Source organism: Streptomyces sp. NPDC002793 (assembly GCF_040295485.1).
Classification (GTDB): domain Bacteria; phylum Actinomycetota; class Actinomycetes; order Streptomycetales; family Streptomycetaceae; genus Streptomyces.
In genome coordinates this window covers 1-13,836 of record NZ_JBEOVL010000005.1, presented here as the reverse complement: position 1 = coordinate 13,836, position 13,836 = coordinate 1, and the positions used below count along the sequence as shown (strand labels likewise).

The following is a 13,836-nucleotide window of genomic DNA, read 5'->3' as shown; positions in this document are numbered from 1 at the left end:
CGAAGTCCCGCCGTCCGGGTCAGACCGGGGCGACCAGAAGCGGACGCGCGCGCTCCCTCAGCTCGGCCACACGGGGCTCGTCCCCGTACGGCTCCAGGCGGTGCAGCAGGTCGCGTACGTACTCGGTGGTGCGCGCCGAGGAGATGCGCCCCGCCACCTCCACCGCGCGCGTGCCCGCCGCGCAGGCCGCGTCGAGGTTGCCCGACTCCAGCTCGGCGACCGCGGACACGACGAGCCGCAGCCCGTGGGAGCGGACGAACTCGTCGGTGGGTTTCGACAGGGCCTGCTCGGTGAAGCGCCGCACCTGGCGGGGCGCTTTGAGGTCGCGGTAGCACTCGGCGGCGTCGGCGGCGAATCTGTCGTAGGAGTAGAACCCGAGCCACGACGGGTCGGAGTCACCGGTCCGGGAGCGCTCCAGCCAGCTCTCGGCGGCCCTGAGGGCGGCCCCCGCGGCCGGTGCGTCGCCGGCCTTGGCGTGGGCGCGCGCCTCCACGAGCCGGAAGAAGCTCATGGTCCGTGCGGTGGCGAGCCCACGATTGCGTTCGACCGCGGCCTGCGCCAGGTCCACACCCTCGTCGGCGAAGCCCCGGTAGGTCGCCTGGAGCGACATCGATGCCAGGACGTAACCGCCGAGCGGCACGTCGGCGGCGGCACGCGCCAGGCGCAGCGCCTGGATGTAGTAGCGCTGGGCGGCCTCCTGCTGGCCGGTGTCGAAGGCCATCCACCCGGCCAGCCTGGTGAGCTCGGCGGAGGCGCCGAACAGGGCCCGGCCCACCTCGTCGCTGTACGAGCCCAGCAGGAGCGGTGCGGCGTCGACCCGTAAGCACTCCGGGACCATCGAGGACCGCCAGTCACCGCCGCCGTACTTGGAGTCCCACCGGCGTGCGTCCTGGGCGGCCTCGCGCAGCTTGGCCACGTCGTTGTGCCCGACGCGCAGCAGCGGACCGTCGACGGCGCCCGCGGTGTCCGGGCCGGGCTGGACGGGCACCCCGCCCTGCGCGCCGGGTGCGCCCTCCGTGCCGAGCATCGCCGCCTGGGCGGCAGTCGGATCCCGCGCGACCGACGGATCGGCCGGGGTTATGAGCCATCGGGACGCGGGGGTCGCGTAGGCGCTCACCGCGAAGGAACCCGCCAGCGACTGCCAGATGCCGCCGCCGCCCCGGCGGCCCGCCAGGTCCAGCCGGTAGAGATCCGTCGCCGACCGGACGGCCTCACCCACGTCGCGGGGGAAGGCCAGACCGACCTCGGGCGCCGGATCGGCGTCGGCGAGCCCGATCTCGTGCAGCGGGACAGGTCGGCCGAGTTTGGCACCTATCGCCGCCGCGATGAGATGGGGGGCCGCACCCTGCGGCACCATGCCCTTGGCGACCCATCTGGCCACCGAGGTCTTGTCGTATCGAAGAGTCAGACCGCGCTGCGCTCCGAGGTCGTTGACCCGCCGGGCGAGCCCGGCGTTGCTGATTCCCGCGAGGGCGAGAACCGTGCCGAGCTTCTCGTTCGGCCCGCGTTGCTCCCTGGACATGCGCCACCCCTCGACACACAGACGGCAGCCGCGTCACCGTCAGGCGCGCGGCATTCGTACCGTGTTCTCCCCAGGTACGGCCCCGGGCACTCCGCCTGCACACGCATTTGGCTGAGCCCCGTGGAATATGCCGCTCTGCCGAGAACATCGGTACACCCAGCGTAGTTCGCCGCATCCCCACCGTTAAGGGGCAGACCTCCGTATGGCGGGAATGTTGTCCGTGCTCGCCGGAGAGTGGTGGGCGCCCGTGCTCCTGATGTGTGGCCGTGCGCCCGGCCGTGCGCTCTGGTCCGGCCGGTGGGCAAGCGCTTCGATGGGTCTTGCGTGGGTCGGCCCGCTGAACTGGACACAGCGGGCTGGGGGAGACCGCCGCCCCATCCCCGCGGGCGGCGAACCGGTCCGGGAGGTGGCGAACACCTCCCGGACTGTGCGCCGCACGAGCGGGGTTCGGAGGAGGCGGTGTGCGGGCCGGCGCACCGGGGGGATGCGCCGGCCCGCACACCGCCGCACTTCGGCGGGCCCTTCGGTGGCACCGCCGAGGACCGGCGGAAGGCATGCCGGAGCCCCGGGAGAGGGGCGCGCGGGAGCGGCTCCGACGGGCCGGCGCGAGCGAAACGCGCGGCTTCGCAGCGAGCGAAGAATGGCCGAATAGCGCCGGTCGGGTCGGGCGACACGAAGTTGCCCGGCTATGGCCGGATCACGTCGGTTCCTCGGTCCGGCCGAGGCTGAGGGCCGCCTCCGGGGCGAGTGCCCGCAACTCCCGGAGGGCTGCGTTCCGTTGCGGATGATCCAAGGAGCCGTGGCCAGGCTCTTGCCAGGGGCGCATGCGCATCCGGTGTGCGCCGCCCGTACCCCCTCCCGGGCGCCGTTGTCGTGGCAGCATGTCCCGCAACGGCGTCCCCGTGTCCTGGGCCGTCGTTTCGTCCACAGCCTGTGGAGGCGGCGATGCGTTGGTTGGTGGGGTGGAGCAGTATCGCCGCGAGCTTCGGCACCGTGGGGGCGGTCGGCCACCACGGGGACGGGCGCACCGTCCATCCGGTGGGCTCCCAACTCCTCTGGGGAGACCCGGATCCGCTCTGGGCCGTGGGTGACTGGCGCCCGGACGAGATCCGCGTCATCACGATCGCGACCCCCGAGGGGGCACCCACCACCCGCCTCGCCGTCCTCGGCTGCTGCGGGGCCACCGACGAACAGCTCCGGGTCGGGCTGCTGGCCGCCCGAGGCGGGGCGCTGCGTCATCTGACCGCCTGGCCCGGCAGTTACACCGCCGTCGCGCAGATCGGCCGCCGCGTCACCGTCGCCGGAGACCTCGCCGGAGCCCGGCCCGTCTTCCACACACCCTGGGCCAACGGCACCGCGTACGCCACCGCCGCCCTGCCGCTCGCCGATCTCATCGAGGCGCAGCTGGACATCGGCCACCTCGCCGCGCTGCTGGCCTGCCCCGAGACCCCGGAGGCGCTGGGCGACGGCACTCCGTACGCGGGGGTGAAGCGGATCCCGCCCGGGCACGCGCTGATCCTGCGGGAGGGCTCGCGTGAGATCACCGGTTACGAGGCGGTGGCCTCGCTGGCCGTGGCGGCCGCCCAGACCGACCCGGTGAGCGCCGTGGAAGGCGTACGGGACGCGCTCGTCGAAGCCGTACGCGCCCGGCTCACGGCACCGCGCCACGCACCGGAGACCCTGCCGCCGGACCCCGGCCCCGTCCCCGGCATGGGGCCCGCCGAGCGCCGTGCGGCCCGTGGGGCGCCCGTGCCCGGCATCGGCGCGGACCTCTCCGGCGGCAGTGCCTCCGCCACACTCGCCCTGCTGGCCTCAGGACTGCCCGGGCTGCCGGGCACCGTCCTGGGTCATGGCACGGGGGCGGGCGAGCGGCTCCTGGCCGTCACGTTCAACGACCTCTCCACCCAGGGCCGCGAGGACGAACTGGAGCGTGCCCGGATCATCGCGGCCAACCCCCGCCTGCACCACGTGGTCGTGGCGGCGGGCGAGGAGGCCCTGCCGTACGCGTCGCTGGAGAACGGCCCGCTCACCGACGAGCCCGCCCCCTCCCTCGTCGTCGCCGAACGCCACCGCCGCCGGCTGGCCGCGGGCAGCGCGGACCACTTCGTCGGGCACGGTGCCCGTCAGGTCCTGGACGCGCACCCCGCCCGACTGGCCGACCTCCTCATGGACCGCCGCAGACGCCATCTCCTGCGGCCCGTCGCCGCGCTCGCCAGGGCCGAAGGCCCCTCGGCGCACTCCCTGTTCGTCCCGCTGGCCGTCTACCGTGCCGCCCGCCGTCTGGCCCGTACGTCGTACCGCACCGGGCTCGAAACGGCGGCGTCCCTGCTGCCCGACGCGCATCGGGTCACCCATGGCCTCGACACCCCGGCCGACGCCTCGCTCGCCGCACTCGCCTGGTCCCGGCCAGGGCCGGCCGCGCGCTGGCTCACGGGGGAGGCGCTCGCGGAAGTATCGGTTCGCCTCCAGGAGGCGGCGATCAGGCCCGCCTCGGTCCAGCGCCCCGGGGAGGCCAGGGCACGCGCGGCACTGGCCCGGCACGCGGCCGACCAGCGGATCCTGGAACAGGCCGCGGAGATCCGCAGCCAGCGGCTGCACGCCCCCTACCTCGACAACCAGGTCGTACGGGCGGCCCGCGCCCTCCCGGAGTCACTGCGCGTCCAGCCGGGCGCCCGGGCCGCGATCCTGCGCAGGGTGCTCGCGGGCGCCGGCATCCACGACCTGCCGCCGGGCTGGGGCACCCCGTCACAGGCCACGTCGACGGCCGCCGGACGGATCGGCCTGCGGACCGCCCTCCCGGACCTGATCGCCCTCTTCGACGCCCCGCTGCTCGCCGACGCGGGCCTGATCGAGGCCCGGGTCGTACGCAAGGCGCTGCGCGCCGCAGCCGAGGGGGAGCCGCTCCCGCTGGACGGTCTGGCCGAGCTGGCGTCCACGGAGCTCTGGCTCCGCCGCCTGGTCACACGGCGGGGCACCTGCTGGACCGGCACGGCGGCACCGCGGCAGCGAGCGGTGGCCGGCGGTGTCGTCCCGGCCCGCCGGACCCTGCAGGCGTAGGCCTCTCGTCCGGATCCGCTCAGGACGCCGCGACCGCCCGGCCGTCGCCCCTTGAGCGGAGGAGCTCAGCGGCAGCTGATGCGCGAGTCCGCCCAGTCCGCCAGCGCGACCCCGCCGGCCCCGCCGGCCCCGTCCGACGGCTCCACGACCAGCCGGATCGTCTCGGTGCCCTCGATGCCGACACTCACCGGTACGGCGGGCTCGCCGCCCCGCAGCACGGGGGACTGCCACAGCCGCGACCCGTCACCCGCGAACACGGAGAAGCGCACGGCGCCGAGCCCCATCGTCAGGTCGTCGACCCCGGCCATGGCCTCGTAGCTGGTGCACGCCCGGTTGAGCTGGACGGTGACCGACGAGCGGGAGTGGACGGTCACACCGTGGGCGTACGTCTCGGAAGCGATCGACAGCCCCTGGCGCTGCCAGACCACACCCTTGCTCCGGCCGAGCATGATCTCGGGTCCGGTGTGGTCACCGGCGACGGAGTAGGCCAACTCGCTGACCTGGTAGACCTCCGGCGCGGGTGGCGGCGGCTCCTTCGGGGCCGAGGGCGTCGGGGTGGGAGTCGGTGCGGGCTCCGGCGGCGGAGGCGGTGTGGGCGTCGGAGCGGGAGGAGGAGGGGGAGTGGGGGTCGGGGTCGGTTCCGGGGCGGGCGGTGCCACGGCCACGGGCGAGGCGGGCGGGGCCGGCGGCCGTGGGCTCGGGGTCGGCTCGGGAGGGGGCGTGGGAGCGGCGGGAGCGGCGACCGGCGGCTTGGCCGCCGGCTTCTGCTCCGGTGCGGGACGCTCGTCGCCGACCAGGGCCCACACGAGCCCGGCGGCGGCCGCCACGGCCACCGCGGCGGCGATCCCTGCCTTCAGAGGACCTCCGATCCCCTCGGCCGCGGCCGCACCGCCTGCCGCACCCCCTCCGGAGGACGTGCTTCCCGTGGCCGCCGCGGCGGCGCCGGCGCCGGCGGCCCCCACGGCGCCACCCGCCACGACGCCGGCCGCCTTGACCGCGTAACCGGCGGCGAACCAGCCGATGACGGCGACCGGAAGCAGGGCGGGAATCCCGGCGTTCACACGGTCCAGCTCACCGGCGGCGATCCTGCACTTCGCACACTCGTCCAGGTGCTTACGCAGTCCGCGCTCGGCCCGGGTCCGCAGGCCGCTCCGGGCATGCGCGCCGAGCCGGTCGGCGTACTGCGCGCAGTCGCCGCCCGCTGTCAGCGACTGGCTCACATGGGCCTGCAGATAGGCCTGCTTGAGCCCTTCACGGGCCCGGACGGCCAGTGCGGCCGTGGCGTTGGCCGTCAGGCCGAACAGCGGGGCGACCTCGCTCGGTGACTCCTCCTCGACGGTGGTGTGCCACAGCACGGCCTGCCAGCGTTCCGGCAGGCTGCGGAACGCCTGCATGGCCATCGACCGGTCCGCCTCGTGCATGGCCAGCACATCGGCACCGAGATCGAGGGTGTCGGCCTCGGACAGCTCGGCGTTACGGGTGGCCTGCGCGGCGAACACCGCGAAGTCGTCGACCAGATGCTCCCGCTTCGCACTCCTGGTCCACGCGGCGGCGACGTGCCGCACAGCCGTCATGAGGTAGGCCCGGACGGCTTCCTCCGGGCCCTTCCCGCCGCGCACCGCCTGCAGGGTCCGGGCGAACACCTCGGCCGTCAGGTCGTCGGCGGTGTGCGCGTCCCGGCAGCAGGTACGGGCATAGCGGTGCACCGCCCCCGAGTGCCGCCGGAAGAGCTCCTCGTACGCCTGGTCGTCGCCCGCACGCATGCCCTGGATCAACTGCGCGTCGGACGGCCCGAGATCGGCAGACCCCACGCGGCCCTCGCGCTGCGGAGGGACCGCGTACACGGCACCGGCCCCCGCGCCGGGCTCCGGCCGTACGCCGTCGTCGGAAGGCGCCGAAGGCCAGGGTCCGGGCAGCACGGTGCCGCCCTCGTCGGTCCTGCCGCCCTTGCCCGTGGCGGCGATACCGTCGGTCGGCTCTTCCTGCTGCGCGTCACCGCTCATCGCGGAGCCCCCGTATACACCCTCGGACCCGAATACCGGGGCAAGAGTGCCACAGAGCAACCCCGCGACGAACCCCGAGCGCGGGCAACCACTCGTCCGGAGTGTCTTCACCCGCCCTGGGGGCGTGACAGCACTCCGGCAGGGAAGAAGCAACGGCCCCCGGCCGCCCGGATGTTCAGCTGAGGGGGCCGAGCCCGGCGGGGCGCTGTCCCGCGGCTCACGCCGGGCGGGAGCGGAGACCCTCCAGCAGGATGTCCAGGAGCCGGGCCGAAGCGGCGGCCTGATGCGCGGGATCCGGCAGAGCGGGTGCCGCGGTGGCGATGACCAGAAGCACATCTGCCACGGTCACGTCGCCCCGCAGCTCACCCGACTCACGGGCCCGGTCCACCAGCATGCCGACGACCTCCAGCAGCTCGACCGACCCCGGGCCGGCGTCCAGCCTGTCGTCGCCGACGTCCTGCCGCCCGACCACCCTGAGACCGGTCGCTTCCGCCCCGTGCCGCTGCTGCGGAACACGCGTCTCGCCGTCGGCGACACCGGAGCCCGCCGCGGCGGCCGTCTCCTCCTGCTCCGCCCCGACGCGCAGCACCTGCGGCGGCAGCAGCCGCCCCGCGCCCGACGCCACCGAGGTGCGCAGGAAACGGGAGAGCGCCGACCACGGCTCGTCCTCCTGGCCGAGGGCCGAGCGCGCCTGATCGGTCAGCCGCGCGGTCTCCTCCTCGGCTATCCGGCGCACCAGCACGTCCTTGCTCGGGAAACGCCGGTAGACCGTACCGACGCCGACCCGTGCGCGGCGGGCCACGTCCTCCATCGGCGCGCCGTAACCCAGCTCGCCGAACACCTCACGCGCGGCGCGCAGAACGTGTTCGAGATTGCGCTGCGCGTCCACGCGGAGCGGCGCGGAGCGGACCGTGCCGCCCGCCGCTCCCGCTGCCGCGACCGTCCCGACCGCACCCATGGGGCTCAGCCGTCCACGGTCCTCGCCAGAGGAGGTGACAGCGCTCGGCCCATGCAGTTCCTGAATGTGCATAACATCCCCCGGTTATGACGTCTCCCCCCGGAGACTTCCCCACCCGTGTCAGCCGGCTGTGTGGACTTGGTCCGAATCCCACACCCCGACGGGATACGAACATAGTTGAGCCCGGCTCAATTCAGAAGAGGGTAGTTCCGCACGGAGCGCCCCCCGATCGGAGCAAGGACCGGGTGGACCCCGATTCGACCCCCGCGGCCCTGCCCTCACGGCATACCTGACCTGCACGGCTCCGCAAGCAGAAGACCGCCGTCACCCGCCGTGCGGGCGAAGAGCTGCGGTCACACAATTTGCCGGGCCTGTGGACAAACACCGGACTCCGTTGCGTCATGGGATGGTGAAGGCACCAGATTCCCGGGGAGCACCCCCCGGCACCCGGCCGAGCGTGCGCATTCTCGTCGTAGGCGGCGGCTACGTCGGGATGTACACCGCCCTGCGTCTCCAGCGGAAGCTGCGGCAGAGACTGAGAAGCGGTGAGGCCGAGATCGTGGTGGTCACACCCGAGCCCTACATGACGTACCAACCGTTCCTGCCCGAGGCCGCCGCAGGTTCGATCTCGCCGCGTCATGTCGTCGTCCCGCTGCGCCGGGTCCTGAAGAACTGCACGATCGTCATCGGCCAGGCGGAGCGCGTCGACCACGCCGGGCGCACCGTGACGGTCACGACGCTCGCCACCGGCGAGGACGGCACCGGCGTCCTCGAAATCCCGTACGACGAGATCGTCCTGGCGCCCGGCTCCGTGTCGCGCACCCTGCCGGTCCCCGGGCTCGCCGACTTCGGCATCGGTTTCAAGACCGTCGAGGAAGCCATCGGCCTCCGCAACCACGTCATCGAGCAGATGGACATCGCGTCCGCCACCCGGGACCCCGCCATCCGCGACGCGGCACTGACCTTCGTCTTCGTCGGCGGCGGGTACGCGGGGGTGGAAGCGCTCGCGGAGCTCGAGGACATGGCCCGCTACACCTCGCGGTACTACCACAACATCAAGCCCGCGGACCTGAGATGGATCCTGGTCGAGGCGACCGGGCGCATCCTGCCCGAGGTCGGCGAGGCCATGGGCAGGTACGCCGTCAGGGAACTGCGGGGCCGCAACATCGACGTACGGCTCGACACCCGGCTGGACAGCTGCGAAGGGCGGGTCGCCGTGCTCAGCGACGGCTCACGCTTCCCGACCCGCACCCTGGTGTGGACCGCGGGCGTCAAACCCGCACCGATCCTCGCCGCCACCGACCTGCCCCTCACGGAACGCGGCCGGATCCGCTGCACCGCCACGCTGGCCGTCGACGGCACCGAGCACGCCTGGGCCGCCGGTGACGCGGCGGCCGTGCCTGACCTCACCGCGTCCGAGCCGGGCACGGAGACCGCGCCGAACGCCCAGCACGCGGTGCGCCAGGCCAAGGTCCTCGCGGACAACATCCTGGCCACGCTCACCGGCCGGCCGACCGAGGACTACCGGCACTCCTACGCCGGCTCCGTCGCCTCGCTCGGCCTGCACAAGGGCGTCGCCCACGTCTACGGGCGCAAGCTCAAGGGGTACCCGGCCTGGCTGATGCACCGCGTCTACCACCTCAGCCGCGTACCCACGTTCAACCGGAAGGCGCGTGTCCTTGCCGAGTGGACCCTGGCCGGGCTCTTCAAACGGGAGATCGTCTCCCTCGGCTCGCTCGAACACCCGCGCGCCGAATTCGCCCTCGCAGCGCGGGGGCACACCCACCCGGGGCCTCCCGAGGGCACCCCGCCGAAGGACGGCGGACCACCGGACACGTCCGGCTGACCCGCGGGTCCCCGGACTCCGTCATGCCCCCGGAACGACTGGAGTTCAGGCCGTGGACCGGCTGCCGTACGGCAACTGTCAGTACGGCCGGTCACACTGGACGTGTGACCATAGGTGGGCTCACACCTGCGCAGAGTTACCCGACAGGCCGTCACCTAAAGTGACGACCAGCGGCGATCGACAGCACCGGGAGCCCGGCTGTGCCTTCCCGGGAGCCCGGCCCCGGCACGGCCCAGCAGGACCACCAGAAGAAGCAGCTCGCCCGAGCGGACCAGACCGACACACGAGGCCAGAATCTCCGTGAACTTCACGCGCTGGAGCGCCCGCCTTCCCGGAACGCAGCGTCGAGCCGCCGCGCGGGACGACCACAGTTCCGTACCCGCCGCCCGCGCCGAGTCCGTACAACCGGACGCCGTCGCCACGCCGCCGGACGACACGTCGGAGCCCTCCGCGCCGGGACCCTCGCCGGACGCACTGTCGGCCCGTGAGCTCCTCGGCCGGCTCCCCGCCCCCGTCGCGCTGCTGCACGGCCCCGAGCACCGCATCACCTATGTCAACGCCGCCTACACGTCGGCCTTCGGCCCACGTCCCTGCGGCGAACCCGCCGCCGAAGCCATGCCGGAGCTCGCCGAGCTCAGCCTGCTGCCTCTCATGGACCAGGTCCTGCGCAGCGGTACCTCCCGCACGGTCAAGTCCCGCAAGGTCCTGGCCGGCAACTCGTACACGGTGACCTGCACCCCCCTGGCGACCGGCGACCCCGAAGGACCGGACGGGGAGGCGGGCGTCCTCGTCTACGCCACCGACGTCACCGATCACGCCGAGGCCGCGCAGCGGCTCCGCGCCAGCGAACGGCGCCACCGCGAGACGGCCGTCACCCTCCAGCGTTCCCTGCTCCCGCAGGACCTCGAACAGCCCGACGACCTGCGCATCGCCGCCACGTACCAGCCGGGCGGCACGGACGCGGCGGTCGGTGGCGACTGGTACGACGTCATCACCCTGGGCGCCGGCCGGACCGCGCTCGTCATCGGCGACGTGATGGGTCGTGGGGTGCGGGCCGCCGCCGTCATGGGCCAGCTGCGCACCGCCGTCCGCGCCTACGCCCGCCTCGACCTGCCGCCGCACGAGGTGCTCCAGCTCCTCGACGTGCTCGCGGCGGAGATCGACGCCAGCCAGATCGCCACCTGCGCCTACGCCGTCCACGACCCCAACGAGGGCCATCTCGTCTACGCCTCCGCCGGGCACCTGCCCATCCTCGTGTGCGACGAGGACGGCACGGTCCACCGCACCGAGGAACCGACCGGCCCGCCGCTCGGCACGGGCGGTACCGGCGGCTGGATCCACACCTCGGCGACGATCGCGCTGCCTCCCGGCTCCACGGCCGTCCTCTACACCGACGGTCTGGTCGAGCGCCGCAGCGAGGACATCGACGAGGGTGTGGCCTCCCTGGAGCGGGCCCTGTCCGGCGCCAAGGGATCGCCGCAGGTGGTCTGCGACCGGCTCATCCGTTCCCTGGGCGTCACGGCGGAGCACGACGACGACGTGGCGGTCCTCGTGGTCCAGCACCCCGCCCGCACGGGCGCGACCGCGGAGCTCTTCCACAACGCCTCGCTCGAACTGCTCGGCGGCGTCGAGGCCGCTCCCAGGGCGCGCGCCTTCGCCGGCGGTGTCCTGGCGTCCTGGCGTTTTCCCGTGGAGCTGTGCGACCTCGGCGTCCTCGCGACGAGCGAGCTCGTCGCGAACTCGCTCCAGCACGGCACCCCGCCCATGCGCCTCGGCCTGCGCCGGACCGACCGGCGCCTGATCATCGAGGTGACGGACGGGGACGACCACCTGCCGCGCCGCCGGCGCGCGGAACCCGCCGACGAGGCGGGGCGCGGCATCTCGATCGTCGCGTCCATCGCCTCGTCCTGGGGCAGCCGTCGCACCCCGGGCGGCGGCAAGGCGGTCTGGTGCGAATTCGCGCTCCCCGGCTGACCAGGGGAGACCTGGCCTCAGCGCACGGCGGTCGGCGCGGTGGCGGGCTCGCTCTCCGAGAGCGACACGGCGACCACCCTGGACGGCGCCGCCGCGAGGCCCGGCTGGTCCTGTGCGGGGCTGAGCTGCCGGCCCAGCTTGAGCGCCAGCACGGTGATGCCCAGCGAGAACAGCACGAAGGTCACGATGTACGGCCCGTGCAGTGACGCACCCATGGGCCCGCCAACGGCAGGCCCGACGGCCAGGGCCAGCTGCTTCACCAGGGCGAACGCCGAGTTGTACTGACCGACCATGGCCTCCGGCGCCAGATCGGCGACGAGCGGCGCCACCGTCGGCGACAGCATCGACTCACCAAGCCCGAACAGGGCGTACGTCGAGATCATCGCGGCCGTCGCCATCGTCTGGCTGCCGTGTCCGAGACCCGCGTATCCCGCCACGATCCAGGCGAAGGCCCAGATCAGACCGACCCATGCGATGACCCGGCTGCGCCGCCGCCGCTCCACGAGACGGAGCACGACGAACTGCGCGAGGACGATGACGGCCGTGTTGGCCGCCAGCGCGATGCCCAGGGTGGACGGATCGATTCCGGCGGCCTCGGTGCCGTAGGCGGCGAGACCCGACTCGAACTGTCCGTAGCAGGCGAAGAAGATCACGAAGCCCAGCACGCACAGCTGCACCATGGTCTTGTGCGAGAGCAGCACCCGCATTCCGGCCTTGGGCGCCGTGCCGTCGGCGGGTACCGCACTCGTGAGGGAGGGGCCCTGCGGCATGCGCACCGTGGCCGCGACGATGCCGAGCACCACGAACATCGCCGCCTCGACGAGGAAGAGCAGGGTGAAGCTCGACGGACGGTCGACGTCCACCAGCTGCCCGCCGACCAGACCACCGATGCCGAGCCCCAGGTTCTGCAGGAAGAACTGCATGGCGAAGGCGCGCGTCCGGGTCGCGGCGCTGGAGCACCACACCAGCATCGTCGCGAGCGCCGGCTGCATCACTGCGGTGCCGGCGCCCAGGACAGCGGCGGAGAGCACGGCGGACGTGACGCCGTCCGAGAAGCCCAGGGCGCAGGCGCCCACGGACGCCGTGACGGCGGCCACGATCAGCACGGGCAGGGGCCCGCGCCGGTCGATGACACGGCCGGTGAACGGCAGCACGGCCAGCGCCGCCATGGCGAAGACCGCCAGCACGACACCTGCCGTACCCGCACCGAGATCACGTACCTGCGCGACGTAGACGTACAGATACGGGACGGTGAATCCGAGGCCGAACGCGCTCAGCGCACTGCCCAGCTGGATCCGCCGCATCGCTGCACCCATCTCCCTGGTCACACTCACCTACCTCAAGGCATGAAGAACTTCGAGAACACGAACCCGTAGACTTTAACACTAAAGTTAGATGCTGAAGTCTTCAGCATGAAGGACTTCGAAGTCGATGGATGGCGTGCCATACTGCCCGCCATGTCTGACACCACCGAGCAGCCCGAGCTCCAGGAGCCGAGCCTCGACGAGCAGATCGCGGCCTATCAGCGCGAGTTCCGGGACCTCGATCCCCAGGTCGAGCGGATCATCTCCGCACTGGGCCGGCTGAACCGGCGGATGAACGTCGCCTACGGCAGACAGGTCGCCGCTCTCGGCATCAGTAACGCCGAATGGGAGGTCCTCAAGACCCTCGTCCTGTCCGGCACCCCGTACCGGCTGGGCCCGGGGGAGCTCGCCAAGCGGCTCGGGCTCACACCCGCGGCGATGACCCACCGCATCGACCGCATGGCGGGAGAGGGCCTGGTCACCCGGGACCGGGACGAGAACAACCGGGTGCGCGTCATCGTCGAGCTGACCGACGAGGGCCGTACGAAGTGGCTCGAGGCGATGAGGATGGCCACCACCTTCGAGGAGGACCTTCTCCAGGACCTCTCGGGCGAGGAGCGGGGAGCGCTGGGCGAGAGCCTGATCCGCCTCCTGCGGCGGGTGGAGCACGAGCAGCCGGACGCCGGCGGCCGGCTCACCGACCTGGACTGAGGGCTGGGGTCCGAGGTCCAGGTGTGACCCGTGGAGTAGGGGGTTGACACACCTCCCTCGTATCCGTAAGGTTCTTCGAGTTGTCCCCGAGCCGGTACGGTTCGGCGGCAGCCGATCCCGCCGTGTATGCGGCAACCAAACTCAGCACGACCTCCCACCGGGGAGAATTTCGGCGTGCCCGGAATTCAATTCACGGACTCGATTATGAGTCGCCGGGAGAATCCGCTAGAGTTCAGGTGTCGGAAGGGCCCAACAGCCCGGAAGACGAACCCCGCTGACTGGGAATCAGGCCCGAAAGGATCTGATAGAGTCGGACTCGCCGGAAAGGGAAACGCGAAAGCGAAGAACTGGAAAGCGAAAAAGCAGGAACCCGCTTCGACCGGGAATCGGACACGAAAGAGTCTGATAGAGTCGGAAACGCAAGAACGAAGGGAAGCGCCCGGAGGGCCCCGGTGAAACGG

8 protein-coding genes are annotated in these 13,836 nt (G+C 72.7%); 4 read left to right on the top strand and 4 right to left on the bottom strand.

Annotated features, from left to right (window positions below; all coding sequences use genetic code 11):
* Nucleotides 1-19: 19 nt before the first annotated feature.
* A complete protein-coding gene (locus tag ABT001_RS06235; RefSeq protein WP_351273121.1) occupies nt 20-1,522 on the bottom strand; it encodes an NsdA family TPR-like regulatory protein in 1,503 nt (500 codons plus the stop codon).
* A gap of 945 nt (nt 1,523-2,467) precedes the next feature.
* Here ABT001_RS06235 and ABT001_RS06230 point away from each other — a divergent pair.
* On the top strand, nt 2,468-4,579 hold the full coding sequence (locus ABT001_RS06230) for an asparagine synthase-related protein (protein ID WP_351273119.1): 2,112 nt from the start codon (nt 2,468-2,470) through the stop codon (nt 4,577-4,579).
* 65 nt (nt 4,580-4,644) lie between these two features.
* On the opposite strand, the gene ABT001_RS06225 is transcribed toward ABT001_RS06230, so the two are convergent.
* Nucleotides 4,645-6,582, bottom strand: coding sequence for a sigma-70 family RNA polymerase sigma factor (locus tag ABT001_RS06225; RefSeq protein ID WP_351273116.1), 1,938 nt, complete (start codon nt 6,580-6,582; stop codon nt 4,645-4,647).
* 217 nt (nt 6,583-6,799) lie between these two features.
* Nucleotides 6,800-7,612 (bottom strand): TetR/AcrR family transcriptional regulator, encoded by an 813-nt coding sequence (locus ABT001_RS06220; RefSeq protein WP_351273114.1) that lies wholly within the window; start codon nt 7,610-7,612, stop codon nt 6,800-6,802.
* A 334-nt stretch (nt 7,613-7,946) separates the two neighbouring features.
* On the opposite strand from ABT001_RS06220, the gene ABT001_RS06215 reads away from it, so the two are divergent.
* Together ABT001_RS06215 and ABT001_RS06210 are read left to right on the top strand one after the other, a co-directional pair.
* Nucleotides 7,947-9,386 (top strand): NAD(P)/FAD-dependent oxidoreductase, encoded by a 1,440-nt coding sequence (locus tag ABT001_RS06215; protein WP_502967429.1) that lies wholly within the window; start codon nt 7,947-7,949, stop codon nt 9,384-9,386.
* Nucleotides 9,387-9,686: 300 nt separating this feature from the next.
* A complete protein-coding gene (locus ABT001_RS06210) occupies nt 9,687-11,360 on the top strand; it encodes an ATP-binding SpoIIE family protein phosphatase (RefSeq protein ID WP_351273110.1) in 1,674 nt (557 codons plus the stop codon).
* Nucleotides 11,361-11,377: 17 nt separating this feature from the next.
* Here the strand turns inward: ABT001_RS06210 and ABT001_RS06205 are convergent, their stop codons facing one another.
* The gene (locus tag ABT001_RS06205) at nt 11,378-12,676 is read right to left on the bottom strand and encodes an MFS transporter (RefSeq protein WP_351273644.1); all 1,299 of its coding nucleotides are present in this window, start codon (nt 12,674-12,676) and stop codon (nt 11,378-11,380) included.
* 141 nt (nt 12,677-12,817) lie between these two features.
* Between ABT001_RS06205 and ABT001_RS06200 the strand changes: the two genes are divergently transcribed.
* Nucleotides 12,818-13,375, top strand: a complete 558-nt coding sequence (locus ABT001_RS06200; protein WP_351273107.1) for a MarR family winged helix-turn-helix transcriptional regulator — start codon at nt 12,818-12,820, stop codon at nt 13,373-13,375.
* Nucleotides 13,376-13,836: the final 461 nt, after the last annotated feature.